This is a genomic window from Kribbella sp. NBC_00382 (assembly GCF_036067295.1).
Taxonomy (GTDB): domain Bacteria; phylum Actinomycetota; class Actinomycetes; order Propionibacteriales; family Kribbellaceae; genus Kribbella.
In genome coordinates, this window is record NZ_CP107954.1 from 48264 (window position 1) to 68042 (window position 19779).

Annotated in this window: 21 protein-coding genes; 9 read left to right on the forward strand and 12 right to left on the reverse strand. The window is 67.4% G+C overall.

Annotated elements, in window-relative coordinates; translation table 11 throughout:
- Positions 1–64: 64 nt before the first annotated feature.
- Positions 65–259 (reverse strand): 50S ribosomal protein L35, encoded by a 195-nt coding sequence (gene rpmI / locus OHA70_RS00185; protein ID WP_328327140.1) that lies wholly within the window; start codon positions 257–259, stop codon positions 65–67.
- A 72-nt stretch (positions 260–331) separates the two neighbouring features.
- Entirely contained in the window at positions 332–1021 is a 690-nt protein-coding gene (infC, locus tag OHA70_RS00190) for a translation initiation factor IF-3 (protein WP_328335009.1), read from the reverse strand.
- 338 nt (positions 1022–1359) lie between these two features.
- On the opposite strand from infC, the gene OHA70_RS00195 reads away from it, so the two are divergent.
- Positions 1360–1809 carry a DUF1844 domain-containing protein gene (locus OHA70_RS00195; protein WP_328327142.1) on the forward strand — a complete coding sequence of 150 codons (450 nt, stop codon included), beginning with the start codon at positions 1360–1362 and terminating at the stop codon, positions 1807–1809.
- Between the two features lie 57 nt (positions 1810–1866).
- Here the strand turns inward: OHA70_RS00195 and OHA70_RS00200 are convergent, their stop codons facing one another.
- From OHA70_RS00200 to OHA70_RS00225, 6 genes are all read right to left on the reverse strand, one after another.
- Positions 1867–3015 carry an FAD-dependent oxidoreductase gene (locus tag OHA70_RS00200; RefSeq protein ID WP_328327144.1) on the reverse strand — a complete coding sequence of 383 codons (1149 nt, stop codon included), beginning with the start codon at positions 3013–3015 and terminating at the stop codon, positions 1867–1869.
- Positions 3012–3701 carry a TetR/AcrR family transcriptional regulator gene (locus tag OHA70_RS00205; protein ID WP_328327146.1) on the reverse strand — a complete coding sequence of 230 codons (690 nt, stop codon included), beginning with the start codon at positions 3699–3701 and terminating at the stop codon, positions 3012–3014. Before OHA70_RS00205 ends, OHA70_RS00200 begins: the two co-directional genes overlap by 4 nt.
- Before the next feature lie 108 nt (positions 3702–3809).
- Positions 3810–5156 carry a galactose-binding domain-containing protein gene (locus OHA70_RS00210; RefSeq protein ID WP_328327148.1) on the reverse strand — a complete coding sequence of 449 codons (1347 nt, stop codon included), beginning with the start codon at positions 5154–5156 and terminating at the stop codon, positions 3810–3812.
- 39 nt (positions 5157–5195) lie between these two features.
- The gene (locus OHA70_RS00215; protein WP_442913898.1) at positions 5196–6080 is read right to left on the reverse strand and encodes a carbohydrate ABC transporter permease; all 885 of its coding nucleotides are present in this window, start codon (positions 6078–6080) and stop codon (positions 5196–5198) included.
- Positions 6081–6112: 32 nt separating this feature from the next.
- Positions 6113–6991, reverse strand: coding sequence for a carbohydrate ABC transporter permease (locus tag OHA70_RS00220; RefSeq protein WP_328327152.1), 879 nt, complete (start codon positions 6989–6991; stop codon positions 6113–6115).
- A 3-nt stretch (positions 6992–6994) separates the two neighbouring features.
- On the reverse strand, positions 6995–8287 hold the full coding sequence (locus tag OHA70_RS00225; RefSeq protein WP_328327154.1) for an ABC transporter substrate-binding protein: 1293 nt from the start codon (positions 8285–8287) through the stop codon (positions 6995–6997).
- A 111-nt stretch (positions 8288–8398) separates the two neighbouring features.
- Here OHA70_RS00225 and OHA70_RS00230 point away from each other — a divergent pair, with 111 nt between their 5' ends.
- The gene (locus OHA70_RS00230; protein WP_328327156.1) at positions 8399–9418 is read left to right on the forward strand and encodes a LacI family DNA-binding transcriptional regulator; all 1020 of its coding nucleotides are present in this window, start codon (positions 8399–8401) and stop codon (positions 9416–9418) included.
- A gap of 45 nt (positions 9419–9463) precedes the next feature.
- Positions 9464–10633, forward strand: a complete 1170-nt coding sequence (locus OHA70_RS00235) for a glycoside hydrolase 5 family protein (RefSeq protein ID WP_328327158.1) — start codon at positions 9464–9466, stop codon at positions 10631–10633.
- Positions 10634–10720: 87 nt separating this feature from the next.
- Here the strand turns inward: OHA70_RS00235 and OHA70_RS00240 are convergent, their stop codons facing one another.
- A complete protein-coding gene (locus OHA70_RS00240; protein WP_328327160.1) occupies positions 10721–11446 on the reverse strand; it encodes a TetR/AcrR family transcriptional regulator in 726 nt (241 codons plus the stop codon).
- 134 nt (positions 11447–11580) lie between these two features.
- On the opposite strand from OHA70_RS00240, the gene OHA70_RS00245 reads away from it, so the two are divergent.
- The 3 genes from OHA70_RS00245 to OHA70_RS00255 are packed head-to-tail and all read left to right on the forward strand — an operon-like array spanning position 11581 to position 15295.
- The gene (locus OHA70_RS00245) at positions 11581–12021 is read left to right on the forward strand and encodes a hypothetical protein (RefSeq protein ID WP_328327161.1); all 441 of its coding nucleotides are present in this window, start codon (positions 11581–11583) and stop codon (positions 12019–12021) included.
- Positions 12018–12773, forward strand: coding sequence for an ABC transporter ATP-binding protein (locus OHA70_RS00250; RefSeq protein ID WP_328327163.1), 756 nt, complete (start codon positions 12018–12020; stop codon positions 12771–12773). The genes OHA70_RS00245 and OHA70_RS00250 overlap by 4 nt, the downstream gene beginning before the upstream one ends.
- Positions 12770–15295 carry an ABC transporter permease gene (locus OHA70_RS00255; RefSeq protein ID WP_328327165.1) on the forward strand — a complete coding sequence of 842 codons (2526 nt, stop codon included), beginning with the start codon at positions 12770–12772 and terminating at the stop codon, positions 15293–15295. The genes OHA70_RS00250 and OHA70_RS00255 overlap by 4 nt, the downstream gene beginning before the upstream one ends.
- A gap of 1 nt (position 15296) precedes the next feature.
- Here OHA70_RS00255 and OHA70_RS00260 read toward each other — a convergent pair whose 3' ends face one another.
- The gene (locus OHA70_RS00260; RefSeq protein ID WP_328327167.1) at positions 15297–15788 is read right to left on the reverse strand and encodes an SseB family protein; all 492 of its coding nucleotides are present in this window, start codon (positions 15786–15788) and stop codon (positions 15297–15299) included.
- A gap of 100 nt (positions 15789–15888) precedes the next feature.
- Here OHA70_RS00260 and OHA70_RS00265 point away from each other — a divergent pair, with 100 nt between their 5' ends.
- The 3 genes from OHA70_RS00265 (at position 15889) to OHA70_RS00275 (ending at position 18454) form a co-directional block, all read left to right on the forward strand.
- Positions 15889–16407 carry a hypothetical protein gene (locus OHA70_RS00265; RefSeq protein ID WP_328327169.1) on the forward strand — a complete coding sequence of 173 codons (519 nt, stop codon included), beginning with the start codon at positions 15889–15891 and terminating at the stop codon, positions 16405–16407.
- Between the two features lie 79 nt (positions 16408–16486).
- Positions 16487–17116: a uridine kinase family protein gene (locus OHA70_RS00270; protein ID WP_328327171.1), complete on the forward strand. Its 630-nt coding sequence runs from the start codon at positions 16487–16489 to the stop codon at positions 17114–17116.
- Between the two features lie 447 nt (positions 17117–17563).
- A complete protein-coding gene (locus tag OHA70_RS00275; protein ID WP_328327173.1) occupies positions 17564–18454 on the forward strand; it encodes an aldose 1-epimerase family protein in 891 nt (296 codons plus the stop codon).
- On the opposite strand, the gene OHA70_RS00280 is transcribed toward OHA70_RS00275, so the two are convergent.
- Both OHA70_RS00280 and hisG read right to left on the reverse strand, forming a co-directional pair.
- The gene (locus OHA70_RS00280) at positions 18451–18891 is read right to left on the reverse strand and encodes a PH domain-containing protein (RefSeq protein ID WP_328327175.1); all 441 of its coding nucleotides are present in this window, start codon (positions 18889–18891) and stop codon (positions 18451–18453) included. The genes OHA70_RS00275 and OHA70_RS00280 overlap by 4 nt on opposite strands.
- 10 nt (positions 18892–18901) lie before the next feature.
- On the reverse strand, positions 18902–19747 hold the full coding sequence (hisG, locus tag OHA70_RS00285; protein ID WP_328327177.1) for an ATP phosphoribosyltransferase: 846 nt from the start codon (positions 19745–19747) through the stop codon (positions 18902–18904).
- Positions 19748–19779: the final 32 nt, after the last annotated feature.

The window sequence follows — 19779 nt, forward strand, 5'->3', positions numbered from 1 at the left end:
TACTCCTTGTATCTGCGCCGAGAAGGTGGTCCACCCGGCGGGGGTGTTCGGGGTGGGAAGGACTTCAGATGCCGAGAAGCTTCTTGGCCTTCTTGACGTGCGAGGAAGCGACCTCAACGGTGCCCGACAGGCGACGCTTGCGCTTGGTCGACTTCGCCTCGGCGAGGTGACGCTTGCCGGTCTGCTCGCGACGCAGCTTGCCCGAACCGGTCACCCGGACGCGCTTCTTCATCCCCGAGTGGGTCTTCATCTTCGGCATGGCTATGTACTCCTGGTTTTCTTCGTTGACTCGATCGGGTGATGGCTCCGGCCTCGCGACCGGAGCGTCACGTCACTCCGGGTCGAGGTTGTCTGCCGGACCCTTCGGCTTCTTGGTGGCGCCGGCGGCCTGCTCGGCCTCGTACTGCTTCAGCTGCGCAGCACGCTCCTGGCGCTCCGCCTCTTGCTCGGCCTCGTGCTCGGCGAGCTTCTTGGCCTTCTCGGCCTCGACGTCGACGCGCGCCTCGGACTTCTTCTTGTGCGGTCCGAGCACCATGATCATGTTCCGGCCGTCCTGACGCGGCGAGGACTCGACGAAGCCGAGCTCGCTGACATCTTCGGCCAGCCGCTGCAGCAGCCGGAACCCCAGCTCGGGGCGGGACTGCTCACGACCGCGGAACATGATGGTGATCTTGACCTTGTCACCGGCACGGAGGAAGCGGACGACGTGACCCTTCTTGGTCTCGTAGTCGTGCGGGTCGATCTTCGGCCGCAGCTTCATCTCTTTGATGACGGTGTTGGTCTGGTTCCGGCGAGACTCCCGCGCCTTCTGCGCGGTCTCGTACTTGTACTTGCCGAAATCCATCAGCTTGCAGACCGGCGGGCGTGCCGTGGCCGCAACCTCGACCAGGTCGAGATCGGCTTCCTGTGCCAACCGAAGTGCGTCCTCGATCCGGACGATGCCTACCTGCTCACCGTTCGGTCCGACCAGGCGCACCTCAGGAACGCGGATGCGCTCGTTGACGCGCAGTTCAATGGTGATGGGTCCTCCTGGGTTGTTCGTTTACTGGGTACCACCTTGAGTCCGCACCGGGGCCGGTCGGTCGTCGTAGAACGACAAAAGGCCCTCGTGCGTCCACACGAAGGCCCAATTCCCAGATCGACGGCTCCGCAACCCCGTTGCCGGGAACACGAGCCGTACAATTCGCCGAGCTTCGTCCGGCCGGAGCCTTGGAACCTCGACGTGACCGGGACCCGCCGACTCTTCGTCGACTGGGTGGGAGGTGGCCCTCCGCTTAGACCTGAACCTCTGGCGTCCTCTGAGTATTCCGCTCAGGGGTCACCGTCGGACCGGGTCGGTCGCCATGTAAGAGTAACAGCATGAGCGACCAAGTCTCCACTCCGCCTGACGCCACCCCTGTACCGCCCGCTGAAGAGCACTCTTCGGTGGACCCGTTGTCGACGGTATCGCGGGACATCGCCGAGGTACCGAGCGTGGAGATCATCTCGACCGCAGCGCTGCACCTGATGAGTGCGGCCGCGGTCCACCTCGGCCTGGCCGAGGACCTGCCCGAGCACCGCGACCTCGACGAGGCCCGCTCGCTGATCGACTCGCTGGCCGGCCTCCTCGACGCCGCCGCGCCGTCGCTGGGCCACCACCACGCCGCTCCCCTGCGCGACGGTCTCCGCTCGCTGCAACTGGCCTTCCAGGAAGCCTCGACCATCCCCGACGAGCCCGGCGCAGGCCCCGGCGAGAAGTACACCGGCGCGGTCCACCCAGCCGCCGCCTCCCGCCCGCAGTACACGCGCCCGCTCCCAGTCGCCGAATAGCCAGTACTACGCCCCCGCACCCTGGGCGGAATCGCGCGAAAGCGTCCGCAGTACCGCCTACTGCGGGCCCATCTGGGCGAAGAAGTCCAGCATGCCCTGAGGGCTGTCCGGTGCGAAGGAGATCACGAGGTTGTTGGCGGAGTCCTGGGCCGCCGACTCGCTCCGCGGGAACAGATCGGCCTCGTACTCCCCCAGCGCCGTCTCGCGATCGGCGTTGCGCGCGATCGCCTCGGCCAGCTCCGCACCGTCGAGCATCGCCAGGTTGGCGCCCTCACCGGCGAACGGCGACATCAGGTGAGCCGCGTCGCCGAGCAGGGTGACTCCCGGGACGCGCTCCCAGCGATGACCGACCGGCAAGGCGTGGATGGGCCTGCCGACCATCGGGGTGTCCGCCTCGGTGAACAGAGCGCGCAGGTCGTCGCTCCAGCCTTCGAACGCCTCCAGCAGCGTGGTCGTCACCTTCTCGGTGTCCGCGAAGTCGATCGAGGTCGACCAGTCGGCGGGCACCATCAAGGCGGTGTAGAAGTGCAGGGAACCGTCCGTCTCGCGGTGAGCGAGGAAGCCGCGGCTGTCGCCGAGCGCCATCATCATGCCCGCGCCGACCAGCCCGGCGGCCACCGGATGACGGGCGTCGGCCTCCTCGAGGCTGAACTCGACGAAGGACAGCCCGGTGTACTCCGGCTTGGCATCCGACACCAGCGGCCGCACTCGCGACCAAGCGCCGTCAGCGCCGATCAGCAGGTCCGCGGTGAAGCTGTTGCCATCGGCAAGCGTCACCTCGTGCCGTCCATCGCCGAGCGACCGCGCACCCGTCACCTTCGCGCCCCAATGCACGGTGTCAGCAGGAAGGGAGTAGAGCAGCAGGTCGCGCAGGTCGTGCCGGTTGATCTCAGGACGATCGCCCTCGTCGCCCTCGTCTGCGTCATCGTCTTCGGCGTGCCGCACGGTGCCGTGGCTGTCGAGGATGCGCATCGCCTGCCCGCCCTGGTGGACGAGTTTGCGGAACTCGTCGTACAGGCCGGCCGCGCGCAGTGCCGCCTGGCCGGACTCGGCGTGCATGTCGAGCATGCCGCCCTGGCCGCGGGCATCGGCTGAGGCGTCGAGATCGAAGACAGCGGACTCGATGCCGTTGACGTGCAGGACCCTGGCGAGCGTCAGGCCGCCGAGTCCCGCACCGATGATCGCAATCGGGTAATGAGTGTTCATGAGAGTTCTCCTTCGGGTCGCGGGGTACTCAGCACCCCGTTGATCAGTACGCGGAATCCCCAGCGCAGCCGCGCCTCACCCGGCCCGCTCAACAAGTCATCTCCATGGGCCGCCAACTGCGGCCTGTTCTCGGACGCCTGCAGCGCCCGCACCAGTGGCCCGGCGTCGGCCTCAGGGGTGGCCTGACGCGGATCGGTCGGTGCATGCTCGGCAGCCGACGAGGTCGCGAAGTGCAGCAGGATGTCCACACCCCAGGACGCCTGCTTCGCGGGTACACCGCCCTCTGCGAGCAGTGCGAGTACCCCCTCGAGCAGATCGAGGTAGTACTCACCTGCTGGCCGCGCCACCAACGCTGCCTGCGCCAGCCCCGGGTACTCGAAGAGCACGCCTGCGTACGACTTCAGCACCTGCTCCAACCGCTCCCGCCAGTCCCCCGCGGCCGTCACCGGCCCCAGATCGACAGCACCGAGCAGTTCATCCAGTACTGCGGCATGCAACGCCGCCGTATTGCGTACGTACACGTAAAGCGACGCAGCCCCCGTGTCGAGCTCCTGCGCCAACCGCCGCATCGTCACCCGCCCGAGCCCCTCGGCCCGGACCAGCTCCACAGCCGTGGCCACGATCCCGTCCCGCGTCAACGCCGGCTTGGCGGGTCGCTCGCGCCGGCTCCTCGTCTCGTCGCTCATGTCTCCGACCATACACGAACATGTTCGTTACGAACATGTTCGCCCCATCACAAGAGCAAAGCCCGCGCCGAGGAAAGGAGGCTCGGCGCGGGCTTGCTGGTCCCTAGCTCAGGCGAAGACCTTCACTTCGTAGATGCGGGCGGCGGGGTCGGTGCCCTGAGTGGGAGTGGTGATGTTGAGGCGGACATAGCGGGCGCTCACCCCGGCGACGGAGTGCGTGGTGACCGCCGCCGTGTTGTTGGTGACGGTGGCTCGCGTGGTCCAGGTGGTGCCGTTGGTGGAGGTCTGCACGGTGAAGGCGCGAGTGTTGTACGACGCGGACTCGCCCCCGGCCGACGCATGCGAGATCTCGACGGAGCCGAGCGCTTGGGAAGTACCGAGATCGACCTGCAGGTACTTGGTGGCGGCCAGCGAGCAGAACTTGTCCGAGTTGCCGCCGGAAACGCTGCCGTTGAAGGCCTTGGCCGGGCCTTCGGTGGAGGCGCAGGAAGCCGACCCGGTGGCCGGTTTGTTGAGCGCCAGGTTCGCCGGACCGCCGGTACCGCCCGACATCGCCGAGGTCATCTCGCGCGCCCACTGCCACGGCGCCGCGGTACCGCCCGGGTCAGAGTTGAAGTACTCCCACCCGTCGACGCCGCCGAAGGTCGGGTACTTCACGACGAGCGCCGCAAGGGTGCTCTTCAGCGTCGGCAACGCGACGTACCCGCCGCAGTTGGCCGAGTTCGTCACCACGCCCGCGACCACCTTCGACGCCGGGATCAGCCCGCGGTTGATGATGTTGTCGTAGCCGGTGGTGTTCGCCATCGAGCCCCAGCCGCAGTAGAACTGGGCGTTGTACCAGTCGATCTTGGTGCCACGATCGCGTTCCAGCGTCTCGTAGTTGAAGCCGGACAGGTTGCCGCCGCCGGTCAGCGCGGGAGCGACCGGCGCGAGCGTGATGATGAAGCCGGTGCCGAAGTCCGTGGTCAGCTGGTCGATCAGCCGGTTGATGCCGGCCTGCGACATGCTCTCCTCGACGTCCAGGTCGAGCCCGTCCAGCCCGTACGTCGTGACCAGGTTCTTCAGTCGCGGGTAGTACGTGGTGAAGTCGGTGTCGAGCCGCTGGAAGCTGCCCTGCGCCGCGCCGCCGACGAAGGCCGACACCTTGACGCCGGCCGCCTGCATCGCGTGCAGGTCGGCCCACATCTGGGTGAACTTCGCGGCGTCCGGCAGATCGTCGTTGAGGTGCACGACATCCGGGTCGAGGTGGATCGCGCCGACCAGTACGTTCGTGACGCCGGTGTTGTTGTCGGTCAGCGCCTTCGGCGAGACGTAGGCGCCGTTGACGTACTGGGTCTGGTAGTACACGACGACCCGCTTGCTGTCGGCCGTCGTACTGGCTCGAGCCGTGCCGACCGGTAGCAGCGCGGCGCCGAGTACGGCGGCGGCTGCGAAGGTCATTGCCTTGCGCAACATTTTGAGCTCCTTGCAATGGGCGGATTGCAAACAGTGGAACTAACCCTTCACGGCGCCCTCCTCGACGCCCTTGAAGAAGAAGCGCTGCAGGGTCGCGAACACGATCACGATCGGGATGAACGCGATCATCGTGCCCGCGGCGATCAGCCGGGGGTTGTTGCTGAAGGTGCCGGACAGGTACTGCAGCCCGACGGTCAGCGTGTACTTGTCCGGATCGGTCAGCACGATCAGCGGCCAGAGGAAGTCGTCCCAGGCGCCGATGAAGGAGAAGATCGCCACCACACTGAGGGTTCCGCGGACACTCGGCAGCGCGATGTAGACGAACCGCTGCCAGACGTTCGCGCCGTCCACCACCGCTGCCTGGTCGACCTCGAGCGGCAACGACCGGAAGGCGTTGTACATCAGCAGCACGTTGAGCGCGCCGATCATGCCCGGCAGCGCCACCCCGAACAGGGTGTTCGCCAGTCCGAGCTCCCGCACGGTGACGTACTGCGAAATGATCGTCACCTCGCCGGGCAGTACCAGCGTCGCCAGGAACAGGCCGAGCACGATCTTGCGGAACCGGAACTCCAGCCGGGACAACGCGAAGCCGGCCAGCGACGACCCGACGATGTTGCCGCCGATCACCAGGACCGCGACCTCGATCGAGTTCCGCATGTAGTTCCACACCGGGATGGTGTCGGCGACCTCGCCGTAGTGCGACAGGGTCGGCTGGGACGGCAGCAGCCGCGGGATCCGGGTGTAGATGTCCTCCCCCGACCCCTTCAGCGAGGTCGACAACTGCCACAGGAACGGACCGATCGTGATGATCAGCACGAACACCAGCAGCAGGTACCGAACGACCTTCTCGGTCGGCGACAACGAGTTGAAGCTGAAGGTCCCCCGCTTCCACTTCCGCGGCGGAGTACCGGAAGCATCCGGCAGTGCGACCGGCCGTACCGGGTCTGTCACCGTGCTCATGCGTCCGCCGCCTTCCTGTTCATCCGGGCCAACACCAGCATCGGTACGACGGTGACGAAGAACAGCACGATCGACAGCGCCGACGCATAGCCGAGGTTGCCTTCGAAGCCCTGGCTGTACTGCTGGATCAGCATCACCACCGAGTTGTCCCGGCCACCGGGACCACCCTTGCCGCCACTCAGGATGAACAGCTCGGAGAAGACCCGCAGGGCCGACACCGAGATCAGGATCGAGATCAGCACCATCGTTCCCCTGACTCCGGGGATCGTCACGTTGAGGAAGCGGCGGAAGGCCGACGCACCGTCGACCGCGGCGGCTTCGTGCAGCTCACGGCCGACGTTCCCGAGGGCGGCCAGGTAGATGATCATGTAGTACCCGAGCCCCTTCCAGATCGTCAGACTGATTGCGCTGAGCAACAAAAGCCATTGGTCGCTGAGGAACGGCAGCGGCCCGGAGATCACGCCGAGCTTCTCGGCCAGGCCGTTCACCAGGCCGCGATCGTCCAGGATCCACTGCCAGATCAGCGCCACCACCACCGCGGAGGCGACCACCGGGGTGTAGAAGGCGGTCCGGAAGAAGGTGATCCCGGGCAGCTTCTTCTCCACCAGCACGGCGAGCAGCAGCGGCAGGATGGTCAGGAACGGCAGGCAGACCACCATGTAGATGACGCTGTTCAGCAGCGCCCAGCGCAACTGCTCGTCGTGCAGCAGGGCCTCGAAGTTCTTCAGCCCGACGAAGGTGCCGCCGCCGATCGGCTTGGCGTTGGTGAACGACAAGATGACGGTGTTGATCGACGGCCAGAGGTTGAACACCAGCAACCAGGCGAGTGCCGGGATCACCAGCACCCACGGCGTGAACCAGCGGTGGTAGCGCATCGATCAGGAGGCGAGCAGCTGGTTGGCCTTGGCCACCGCAGCGTCGAGGGCCTGCTGGGACGTCACCTTGCCGGAGATCGCCAGCGAGATCTGCTGGTTGATGAAGTCGTTGGTCGCCCCGCTGATCACGGCCGGCTGCAGCGCCTTGGCCTTGGCCAGCGACTCGAACGCGAGCACCTTGGCGTCCGATTCCGGCGTACCGTCCGACTTGGAGAAGTACGGGTCGTTGGCCGAGGCCTTGGTGGACGGGAAGATGTTGACGATCTTCGCGAACGCGGCCTGGTTCTCGGCGTTGGTGACGAACCGGGCCAGCGCGATCGCGGCCGCCTGGTTCTTGGTCTTGGCCGAGACGGACAGGCCCTGGACGTACAGCGGCGGGGTGTCCAGCGCCGGCGACGCGACGATCTTGCCCTTCAGCGACGGGTTGTCCTTCTGCATGTCGACGATCGCGTTGCCGCCGCCGGTGGTCCAGGCGACCTTGTTCTGGGTGAAGAGCTTGGAGTTGCCCAGGTACTCCTGGGTCAGGATGTCGCGCGGCAGGTAGCCGGCCTTGTAGGCGGCGGCGTACTTGTCCAGCAGCGCGACGGCCTCCGGGGTGTTGAAGGTGAACTTCTTGCCGTCGTCCGACAGCACCTTGACGCCGGCGTTGGTGAAGTCGCCGATGCCGGGCAGCCGGCTCATCATGTACTCCTTGCCGCCCGACTTGTCGTGCATCACCTTGGCCGCGGCGAGCAGTTCGTCGAAGGTCTTCGGCGGGTTCTTCGCGTCCAGCCCGACGGCCGCGAACTTGGTCGCGTTCCAGTAGTCGATGTCGGTGTTCAGGTACCACGGGTAGCCGAAGGTGCCGGTCTGGCCCTGGTACTGGTACGCCTGCACGCCGCCCTCGACGTACTCCTCGTTGATCTTCGGGTCCGCCGCACCGACGTCGAGCAGCATGTTCTGCTTGGCCAGCGGCAGCGCGAAGTCCGGCGGCAGGTTGACGACGTCCGGCAGATCGCCGGCCGAGGCCTGGCTGAGCACCTTCTTGTCGTAGCCGTCACCCGGCTGGTCCAGCCAGGTCACCTTGGTGCCCGGGTACTTCGCCTCGAAGGCCTTGATCACGCCCTCGACGTACGAGGTGAACTTCGGCTTGAGGGCCCAGGTCTGGAAGCTGACGGCACCCGTCACCTGGGCGTTCGCGTCAACGGTCGGCTTGCTGCCGGACGACGTGTCGTCGGAGGAACCGAGGCCACAACCAGCAAGAGTGAGTGCCGCGGCGGCAAGAGCTGCCACTCCGGTCAGACGACGACTACGCATGGAATTCTCCTGAGGTGATAAACCGGTATAGCTCCTGCACTATCCACATCGTAGAATCCGATGTCAAGGCCTGTATCGATTGACACAGCTACACGTGAGGGAGGGCCTCCGATGGCACGACCGACCATTGCGGACATCGCTGACAAGGCGGGGGTCTCCAAGGGCGCGGTGTCCTTCGCGCTGAACGGGCGGCCCGGGGTGAGCGACGCGACCCGGGCGAGGATCCTGCAGATCGCCGAGCAGATGAGCTGGCGGCCGCACAGCGCCGCTCGCGCACTGGGCGCCTCGCGGGTGGACTCCGTCGGGCTGGTGATCGCCCGGCCGGCGCGCACGCTCGGCGTCGAACCGTTCTTCGCGCACCTGCTCTCCGGCCTGCAATCCGGGCTGTCCACGCACTCGATCTCGCTGCAGCTGCTGATCGTCGAGAACACCGAGGCGGAGATCGAGGTCTACAAGCGCTGGACCTCCGAACACCGCGTCGACGGCGTGATCCTGGTCGACCTCACCGTCCGTGACCCGCGGATCGACGCTCTCCGCGCGCTCGAACTGCCTGCAGTGGTGATCGGCGGCCGCGGCGGTAAAGGCGCGCTCGCCTCCGTCTGGGCCGACGACCGCGACGCGATGCTCTCGATCGTCGACTACCTCGCCGCACTCGGCCACCGCCGGATCGCCCACGTCGCCGGTACGCCGAACTTCCAGCACACCCAGCGCCGGATCCGTGCCGTCCGTGACGCCGCACCACGCCTCGGCCTGATCGATGCGCCGTCGCTGACCACCGACTTCAGCGACGCCGAAGGCGCTGCCACCACCCGCAAACTGCTCTCCCAGGCGGACCGCCCGACCGCGATCGTCTACGACAGCGACGTGATGGCCGTGGCCGGCCTGGGCGTCGCGATGGAGATGGGCGTCTCGGTCCCCGGCGACCTCTCGATCGTCGCCTTCGACGACTCGATCCTCACCCAGTTGATGCATCCCGCCCTCACGGCCCTGTCCCGCGACACCTTCGAGTTCGGCCGCCAGGCTGCCGAGGTGTTACTCGAAGTGATCGCCCATCCCGAGAACGTGATCAACCTGCGCACCGCCGATCCGGTCCTCACCGTCCGCGAGTCGACTGCCCCGCCCAGCTCCTGAGCAGGCGGCTGGCGGTTTTTGCTAAACCGATTTAGCATCCTTCTCATGCTCTCGGATCCCGCCACGCCCCGGTTCGGCGCGAACTACGTCCCGTCGTCGGGGTGGTTCTACAGCTGGCTCGACTACGACCCGGCGGCGGTCCGCCGGGACTTCGCCGATCTGGCCGGGCTCGGCCTGGACCACGTGCGCGTGTTCCCCATCTGGCCGTGGATCCAGCCGAACCGGGCGATCATCCGCGAGCGCGCGATCGACGACCTGCTCGACCTGATCGACGCGGCCGCCGAGCACGACCTGACCGTCGCGGTCGACCTGATCCAGGGTCACCTGTCGAGCTTCGACTTCCTGCCGTCGTGGGTGCTCACCTGGCACAAGAGCAGCCTCTTCGAGAGCGAGACGGTCCGCGACGGACTCACCGCGTATGTCGATGCGGTGGCGCGTGCGGTGGCCACCAAGCCCAACGTCTTCGCGATCACCCTGGGCAACGAGGTCAACAACCTCTGGCCGGACAGCTCGACCACCCCCGAGGCCTCCACCCGCTGGGCCCACGAGCTGCTGTTGACGCTGAAGAAGGCCGCGCCCGATGTGCTCGCGCTGCACTCGGTCTTCGACGACGCCTGGTACAAGTCCGACCACCCGTTCCTCCCGGCCGACGTGGTCGACCTGGGTGATCTGAGCACCGTCCACTCGTGGGTATTCAACGGGGTCTCACGGGTGGACGGCCCGCTCGGTCCGGCGACGCTGACGCATGCTGATTACCTGGTCGAGCTCGCGGCCGCCACCTCGCTGGACAGCTCGCGACCTGTCTGGCTGCAGGAGATCGGCGTACCGGGCCCTGACATCCCCGTCGACCTGCAGGCCGAGTTCACCCGTCGTACCGTCGAACTGGTCGTCCACAACCCCGCCCTCTGGGGCATCACCTGGTGGTCCTCCCACGACATCGACCGCCGGCTGCTCGACTTCCCCGACCGCGAGTACGACCTAGGCCTCTTCACCGTCGACCACCACCGCAAACCGGCTGCCCAAGCCCTGGCCGACATCATCACGGAGATCCGCACCAACGGCGTCCACCCCCAACCGGCCACCACCCTCCAATGCCCGGCCAACCCACGCACCCAGCCCGCCCACCGCGCAGAACTAGCCCCCGGCAGCGACTTCCACCGCACCTGGGTCGAAGCCCGCACGACCGGCCCAGTCCGCATCGTCTTCCCCACCTGACCCCGGTCAAGCCCACCACTGGTGGGCTTGAACACCAAGCGGTGACCTTGAACAAGTTATTTCATGTCCAAGGTCACCGCTTGGTGTTCAAGGACGCCGGTCGATGAGGGTCTGGATGCCGTCGAGGATGCGGTCGAGGCCGAAGTCGAGGTCGTCGCCGAGGGTGTCTTCGTATTCGTGGTTGGTGTACATGGCGAGGAGTTGGTCGTAGCCGGCTGACTGGAGGCGTGGGACCAGGAAGGCGCCTACTGCAGCTGACTCGACTGGGGCTGAGTCGCTGGCGGCTAGTTGGCGGGCCAGGCTCGCGTAGCTGCGGACGTAGCCGTCGAAGAGGACGGCGCAGCCGAGGGCGTCGTGCTGGCTCAGGCCGGTGTCGGCCATCACGCGCAGCAAGGTCTCGACCCAGTGCAGGAGGTTTGGCGTGACGGGGGCGCCGCGGATCGGTACGTCGAGCAACCAGGGGCGTTCGGCGTACCGGTCGACCTGTGCTTTGACCCAGGCGCGGGCTCCTTCACGCCAGCCGGGTGCTTGCAGGATGTACTCCGGTGGGCGGCCCCAGGCCTTCTCGGCGACGAGCACGATCAGCTCGTCCTTGGAGCTGATGTACCGGTAGAGCGCGTTGGTGCTGACGCCCAGGTGGGCCGCGATCTTCTGCAGCGAGATCGCCTCGAAGCCCTGGCTGTCGCCGAACTCGGTGCCGGTGGCCACGATCTGGTCGACCGTGAAGGCGGGCTTCGGGCCGCGGCGCTGGACCGGGTACACGCCCCAGGACAGGGCGAGGCCGGGCGGTAGCTGCGCCGGCTCGTCGGTCATCCCCCCATCCTTCCGCACGCGACCGCGTAGCGCAGGAAGGCCTGGCCCCCGGCGCGCAGGGGAGTTAGATCTACCCCTGAAACGGGTTCCAGGACCATCCAAGATGAAACTGTTCAACCCATACGCTATTTGCCATGAACACACTCAGCGCAACCCTCGGCCCGCTCGTCTCGCCCGACGAGCTGGAGCTCAGCTACACCGACAAGCAGGCGGCGCACGCCAAGATCGAGAGCGCCGCCCGGCAAGGAGTTCTGTCCGCCCAGCAGGCTGCCGATCGGCACCGGCTGCTCAACGAGTCCCACCGACGTGGCCAGCTGCGCGAAGTACTGGCTGGTCTGCACGACGCGGTACCGCCGACCGGGCTGACGCTCGCCTTGCGGATCGCGGCGGTCGGCTGGCTCGCGGTCTGCGTCATCCAGTTCGTGATCTGGGTCGTGCTGGCCGCCTTCGGTCACCTCGACTGGCCGTGGTGGCTGTGGTCCGACCTCGGGCTCGGGCTCGCGGTCGGCGTGCTCTGGTGGGCGAACGAGTCGTACCACCGCAAGTCGCAGCTCGACCCTCGGGTTGCGCGATGAATGCTCCGGTTGAGCTGAGCGAAGTACAGAAGGTGTACGGATCCGGGCCCAGCGCGGTCACCGCGCTGGGCGGGGTGAGCTACTCCTTTGCCCAAGGCACCTTCACGGCGGTGATGGGGCCGTCCGGTTCCGGCAAGAGCACGTTGCTGCATTGTGCCGCCGGGCTGGATGAGCCCAGCTCGGGTGAGGTCCACCTGGCCGGTACGCCGTTGCGTGGCCTTGACGAGACCGCGTTGACGGAACTCCGGCGTGAGCATGTCGCCTTCGTCTTCCAGGCGTTCAACCTGATGCCTGCGTTGACCGTCCGGCAGAACATCGTCCTGCCGCAGACGTTGGCCGGGCGGACGCCGGATGAGGCTTGGGTGACCGAGGTCATCCGGAGGGTCGGGCTGAGTGAGCGGACCAGGCACCGGCCGAGTGAGTTGTCGGGCGGTCAGCAGCAGCGGGTCGCGATCGCTCGCGCGCTGGCCGGGTCGGCGGCGATCACCTTCGCGGATGAGCCGACCGGAGCGCTGGACACGCAGACGGCGCTCGAGGTACTGACGCTGTTGCGGGACCAGGCCCGCGCCTCCGGCCAGACGATCGTGATGGTCACGCATGACCCGGTCGCGGCCTCGTACGCCGACAAGGTCGTCTTCCTCGTCGACGGCCAGATCGTGTCGGAGTCCCCCGCGCCGACTGCGGAAAGCGTCGCCGCGGAGCTCGCCAAACTCTCCCGTTTGACTTCCTCCAGAGCAGGTGTGACGAGATGATCCGGCTCGCGTTGTCCAGCTTGCGGTTCCGTACCGCGGCGTTCCTGGCGATCTTCGTCGCCGTGCTGCTTGGTAGCTCGCTGATGTCGGCCGCTGGCGGCTTGCTCGAGACGGGGCTGCGGTTGAATGCCGCACCGCAACGGCTCGCGGCTGCGCCGATCATCGTGATCGGGCGGCCCGCGTACCATCCGCCGAACGGCTCGGGGTCCGTCGCGTACCCCGAGCGCCACGGTGTCGACCCGGCGCTGGTCGCCAAGCTCGCTGGCGTCGGGGGCGTCGCGCAGGCGATCCCGGACGTCTCGTTCCCCGCAGCCCTCGCCTCCGGCGTCGCTCCCGGCGAGGAGGGCGTTGCTTCCGGCAAGGACAGCGATGGGTCCGGGAAGGACAGTGCTGGGTCCGGCAACGCGGTGCTGGCCGGCCATGCGTGGGCATCGGCTGCGCTTACGCCGTACAAGCTGATCTCCGGTACTGCGCCCGCGGCCGGTCAGGTCGTCCTCGATGGCCGGCTGGCGGGTAATGCCAAGCCGGGCGACAAGGTGACGGTCATCGTGAGTGGCACGGCTCGGGAGTTCGTGCTGGCTGGGGTGGCCTCGGCCCAGCGCGGGGTCGATGTGCCGTCGATCTTCTTCGCGGCGGCTGATACGCCTGCTCGCGTCGACGCGATCGGTGTTTTTCCAGCAGCTGGTGTTATTGCCGCCGACCTCGCCAAGCGACTCCAACTCCCCGAGGGTGTGACTGCGCTGACCGGGGACGATCGGGGCGCGGCTGAGTTTGCCGGGATCGCGACGAGTCTTCCGCTCATCATCCTGTCGGGCGTGTTCGGTGGCATGGTCGCTGTGGTGATGGCACTGGTCGTGTCCGCGACCATCGGGTTGTCCGTTCGGCAGCGGCGTCGGGAGCTCGCGTTGCTGCGGGCGAGCGGTGCGACGCCCGGTCAGGTCCGCAAGATGGTCGTCGCCGAAACGATGCTGGTGGCAATCATCGCGCTGGCTGCGGGGCTGCTGCTGGGTCGGACGATGGGTCACTGGATCTTCGGGATGCTGAGCGGCAATGGCGTAGTACCGGCTGCTCTGCGGTTCGATCAGGGGCCGCTGCCGTTTGCGGGGGCTGCTGTGCTGACGCTGGTGATTCTGCGGCTGACGGTCGGGTTCGCCGCTGGGCGTGCAGCGAAGATCAGGCCGATCCAGGCGTTGACGGAGGCTGCGGTACCGCCGGTTGTGATCGGTCGGGTGCGGCTGATCATCGGCGCGGTCTTCGCTGCGGCGACGGTCGGGGTGGGGGTGTCGACGATCTTCATGAGCCCGACGAATGCAGCTGCGATCGGTGGGCCGGCTGTGCTCACGGGGTCGATCGCGGTTGCCGTGCTCGGGCCGCTGGTGATTCGCGCGATGCTCACCAGCCGGGTCACGGGATTTCTGGAGCGGCGCGCGGGGACGAACGGCGTACTGGCTGTGATCAACCTGCGAGTCCGGGCTGTGCAGTTCGCGGCGATTCTGGTGCCGATCATGCTGGCCACGGCGATTGCGCTGGGCAACATCTACTCGCAGACGACGCAGCAGAAGGCGGCCGTCGAGGCGTACACGGACAATCTGATCGCCAATACCGTCATCACGAGCGAGACGGGTGGTATTCCGGCGGGGTTGTTCGATGAGGTTCGGAGTGCGCCGGGGGTAACGGCGGCTTCGGAGCTGGTTCGGAGCAAGGGCTGGATCGAGGAGCCGTACGACACCACGCACACGAGCGATCCGTGGCCGTTGCTCGGGCTGAATGGGCCTGTTTACAAGGGGAAAGTCCGCGCTGGGTCGCTGGATCAGCTCACCGGAGAGACCGTTGCGCTGCCGCCGGGTGCGGCCAAGCATCTGAAGGTCGGCGTCGGGGATCAGATCGGTGTCCGGCTGGGTGATGACGCACTGATCAAGGTGAAGATCGTGGCGCTGGTCGACGGCACTTCGGGGTACGAGTCGATCTTGTTGCCTTCGGCATTGTTGGCGGCGCATACGACGGCCGGGTTGCCTTCGCAGATCTTGTTGAAGACGTCCAAGCCGGTGGACCTGCAGAAGTGGCCGGGGACGACGGTTGGTGGGCGGTCGTTGCTCTCCGCGGAGTACGACGCGGGGCTCGGGATCGATGCTTGGATCGCGTACCTGCTGGCGGCGATCGCGATCGCCTATACCGCGATCGCCTCGATCAACACGATCGCTGTGGCGGTACTCGATCGGCGGCGCGAGTTCGGTTTGCAGCGGCTGACCGGGTCGACGCGCAAGCAGGTCTCGAAGATGCTCTACCTGGAGAATCTGGTGATCGCGGCCCTCGGGCTCGTACTCGGCCTGGTCGCCGCTTGTTTCAGCGTCTTCCCGATCGCGATCGCCACCCGGGGCTGGCCCCTGCCGTCCGGACCGATCTGGGTCCTGCTCGGCTGGATCGTGCTCGTCCTGCTGCTGGTCCTGCCGGTCACGGGCATCGCGGGCCGCCTGGCGATGCGCGCCAAGCCCATGGACGCCGTCAACTCTCCAGCTGGCTGAGTCACTCGCCGGTGGAGATCCAGCCGTAGCCGCCGTCTTCCAGTCTGACCACCTGGAGGCCGGCGGCTACCCGGCGTACGTCGTCGGTCTCGATCACCGCCGGAGCGGGGCCGGCCACGTCGAGGACGATCGCGGCGGCACCCTCCTGGATCGCGGCGGTCGCGACCAGCTGCGCCTGAGCGGGCATCGGCCGCGCCTCCGGGCTCCAGAGCTTCAGGCTCTCGGTGCTCGTGAACGCCAGCAGCGCGTTGCGCCCGTCCTGGCCCTTGAGCAGCGCCACAGCCATGTCCGACGTCTTGTCATGCGCCAGCCCGCGTTCGTCGTACTCGACCTCGCCAAGCATCGCCACCACCGGCACCAGCAGCCGCGCCTTGGTCAACGCCGCCAGAATCGCCCCGTGGTCCCGCTGAACCAACGCCGCGCCGAGGGCGGCATCAGCCGACCCGTCGTCGTCATCGAACCCGGTGAAGGCAAGCTTGCGTTCTGGTTGCACGGGTCTCATTGTCCGCTCAGCCTCCCCGGAGCCGGGTTTCAGGGTGGTGTCAGGGCTGTTCCCCCCTTGGATCGTGGCGTTCCTGTGCGAGCCTGGGTATGTGCCTGACTTCAACGATCTGACGCTGCTGCCGTTCTGTGTCGGCCTCACCCTGCTCGGCCTGATCGGTTCGTGGGCCGCCTGGCGGCGTCGCGGACTCGCTTCGGGCGTCCGCGGCGTGGCTTGGTCGCTGCTCCCGGTCTCCCTGTACCTGACCGGGCTGCTCGAGCTGATCTGGGACGTGGCGAAGTCCGTCAGCAGCTGGGTCGCGCACCTGATCTTCTCCCCCACCGTGTGGGCCGGCGTGGCGCTGTTCGGCGTCTCGGTCGTGCTCTACGTCGTCTCCGGTGTGGCCAAGGGCCGGGGTGGGAACCGGGAGAAGGCACCCAAGACCCAGTCGGCCACCCGGCCGGCCTCTGACGCGATCGGTGAACTGACCGCCGGCGGCCCCGCCCCCGCGAACGCCGGCCGGCCCGCCAAGACCCCGCAACCCGCCAAGGCCCCCAAGGCGGCGAAGGGTCAGGAATCGTCGGAGTTCGACGAGATCGAGGACATCCTGAAACGCCATGGAATCAACTAATCGCCTGACCAGCGACCCCCTGAACCCCCACCCAAAGCCCGGCAGCTCTCAGGCCGACCGGCCCTCTGACGGATGGCCGGTGACCATCGACAGCCTGCTCGACCACGTCCAGGCGGCTCCCGCCCGGCTCGGCAAGACCCGGCTGATCAGCATCGACGGCCCGGCCGGATCCGGCAAGAGCACCCTGGCCGACCGCTTCGCCGCGCGTGCGGAGGCGCGCGGCGTGCACACCCGGGTACTACACATGGACGACCTGTACGACGGTTGGGACGGCGCAGTACGGGGTTTCGCGCTCCTGCGTGACCACGTGCTGACCCGCCTGGCCGACGGCCGCGAGGGACGGTACCGGCGGTACGACTGGGCGGCCGGCGCGTACGCCGAGCTCCACCTGGTACCGGCGACCGTCGAGCTGCTGATCGTCGAGGGCGTCACCTCCTGCGACCGCGACGCCGACACCTGGCAGTCGCTGAAGATCTGGATCGAGACGACCAACGAGATCCGCCTCGACCGCGGCATCGAACGCGACGGCGAGGCGCTCCGCGACCACTGGCTCGAGTGGATGCGCTGGGAGCGCGACCACTTCGCCTCCGAGAACACCCGAACCCGAGCCAACCTGACAGTCGACGGCAACCCCACCCTCCCGCACGACCCGGCCCTGGAGCTCATCACCAAGTCCGTCAACCTCCCCCACGACTCCGCGGCCAGCTAACCCCCGCCGCCTCGGAGCGACCTCGGCGCACCTGCCTCCTCGCTGCCTCAGGCTCACTCGCTTGTAGTTCTGCCGAATGCCAACGCACGCACAACCGGCAAAACCCGGCCCACCTCACGCTCGTCGGACACCCCACAGCACGAGTTGTGCGTGCACAGCCGACCGCCTTTCACCCGGCCGGCGCCTTCGCCCGACTGCCATCGCCCCACGCTTCCATCGCCCCGCCTTTGCCTTTCTCTCGCCTCGCCACTACCGCCGCATGCCCGTGGCCGTGCGGGATGTGTCCCGCTCGACAGGTAGTACACCCCGAGACGTTGTACGCGAAAGCGCCGGCTGCGCTCAAGGTGCACTAGGTGGCGTGAACTACCTCCTGTCGAGCGGGACGTATCCCCTCGCGAACCTGGCGGGCAGCGTGGTGGCGGTCTGCGGGTGCGCGAGGATGGGGGCATGAGCGTCTTGCCGTCGGGTGACCAGTGGACTATTCGCGCCGGGGAGTACTCCGGAACCGTGGTGAGCGTGGGAGGTGGGTTGCGCGGGCTCTCGTACGCCGGACGCGAAGTCCTCCTCGGCTACCCCGAGGACCAACCCGCGCGCGCCGGGATCGGTCAGCACTTGTTTCCGTGGCCGAACCGGATCACGGATGGCAAGTACACGTTCCAAGGCGTCGACCAGCAGCTGTACCTGACTGAGCCGGCGCGGAACAACGCGATCCACGGGCTGACCCGCTGGGCCAACTGGGAGCGCCTCGACGACGGGAGCGACGAGTCATTCGTCGAGGTCGGCTATCGGTTGCACGGGCAGCCGGGGTATCCGCATCAGCTGGACCTGACCCTCACGTATCAGCTCGACGCGACCAACGGCCTCACCGTCGCTGCCCGCGCGGTCAACGTCGGGGCCGGCGACGCGCCATACGGGTATGGGACGCACCCGTACCTCACCGTCGGCCGCCAGATCGACGAGTGCGAGCTCGAGTTCACGGCCGCCGACTGGCTGGAGGTCACCCCGGACCGGCTGAGCCCTATCGGACTCGCACCGGTGGCCGGCTCGCAGTACGACTTCGGTCAGGCTCGCAAACTCCAGGATCTGGACATCGACAACGCCTTCACCAACTTGCCCGACGCCTGGGAGGTCCGCCTGACCGACCCCGCGACCGGCAACTCGGCGAGGCTCACCAGCGACACCAAGTGGATGCAGCTCTACACGGCCAACGCTCTCGGCCGGGTGGGACTGGCGGTCGAGCCCATGACCTGTCCGCCGGACGCGTTCATCAGCGGCGACGATCTCGTCGTACTGAAGCCCGGCGACGCACACACCACGAGCTTCAGGGTCAGTATCTAACCGGCGCCGTGCGAGCGGGCGACGGCTGCCAGCTCCTTGGCGGCTCGGCCCGCTCGCGCACCCTCCGAGGCTTGGACCGCGAGGATGCCGAGGCGGTTGCCTTCGGTATCGAAGAGCTGGAGCCAGGGATCGCCGGCGCGGAAACGCAACGCCTTCACGTCGTTCCACTGATAGCGGTAGGTACGGAAGACGTTGCGGACGCGCAGGCTGTCCTCGTACGCCGTGACGCGGACGGTCGCCATCCGGTACAGCAGGTACAGGACCGTGCCGAAGAACGCCAGCAGTGTCAGCCGCTGGAACAGGGTGAAGGTGTCGCGCGCGTCGGCCGACAGCCGGATCCAGATCACCCCGAAGACGGCGACGATCGACAGTCCCATCACGCCGGCCATCACCGCGATCGCCCACGGGTGGAACGTCCACAACGCCTTCGGGGTCATCGCAAGCAGCTCAGATCCGGCAGGCGTGGATGTCGGTGGTCAGGATCGCGCGCGCCCCGACCTCCCAGAGCTGGTCCATGATCCGCTGTGCGTCGGCTCGGAGCACCATCACCCGGACGGCGACCCAGCCTTCCCGATGAAGCGGCGAGACCGTCGGCGACTCGAGCCCGGGCGCGACCGCGTTGGCGGCCTCGACGGCTTCGGCGCGGATGTCGTAGTCCATCATCACGTAGTTGCGCGCGACCAGGACGCCTTCCAGCCGGCGTACCAGCTGCTCCAGCCCGGTCGGCTTGTCGACGCCGTGCCGGGTGATCAGCACGGCCTCGGACTTGAGGATCACGTCGCCGAACACCTCGAGGCCGGCCTGGCGGAGCGTAGTACCGGTCTCGACGACGTCGGCGATCACGTCGGCGACACCGAGCTGGACCGCGGACTCGACCGCGCCGTCCAGCCGGACCACGGACGCCTCGACGCCGTTCTCGGCCAGGTGGTCGCCGAGGATGCCGGCGAACGAGGTGGCGATCCGCTTGCCCTGCAGGTCCTTGACCGACTGCGCCACGCCCGGGCGGCCGGCGAACCGGAAGGTCGAGCCGCCGAAGCCGAGTTCGAGGATGGTGTCGGCGTCGGCGTGCGAGTCGAGCACCAGGTCGCGGCCGGAGATACCGACGTCGAGGGTTCCCTCACCGACGTACACGGCGATGTCGCGCGGGCGCAGGTAGTAGAACTCGACGCCGTTGTCCGGGTCGGTCAGCGACAGGTCCTTGGTGGTCCGGCGCTGCCGGTAGCCCGCCTCGGACAGGATGGAGGTGGCGGCTTCGCTCAGCGAGCCTTTGTTGGGTACTGCGACGCGCAGCATGACTTGGGCCAATCTGTGGGAGGTGAACCGGA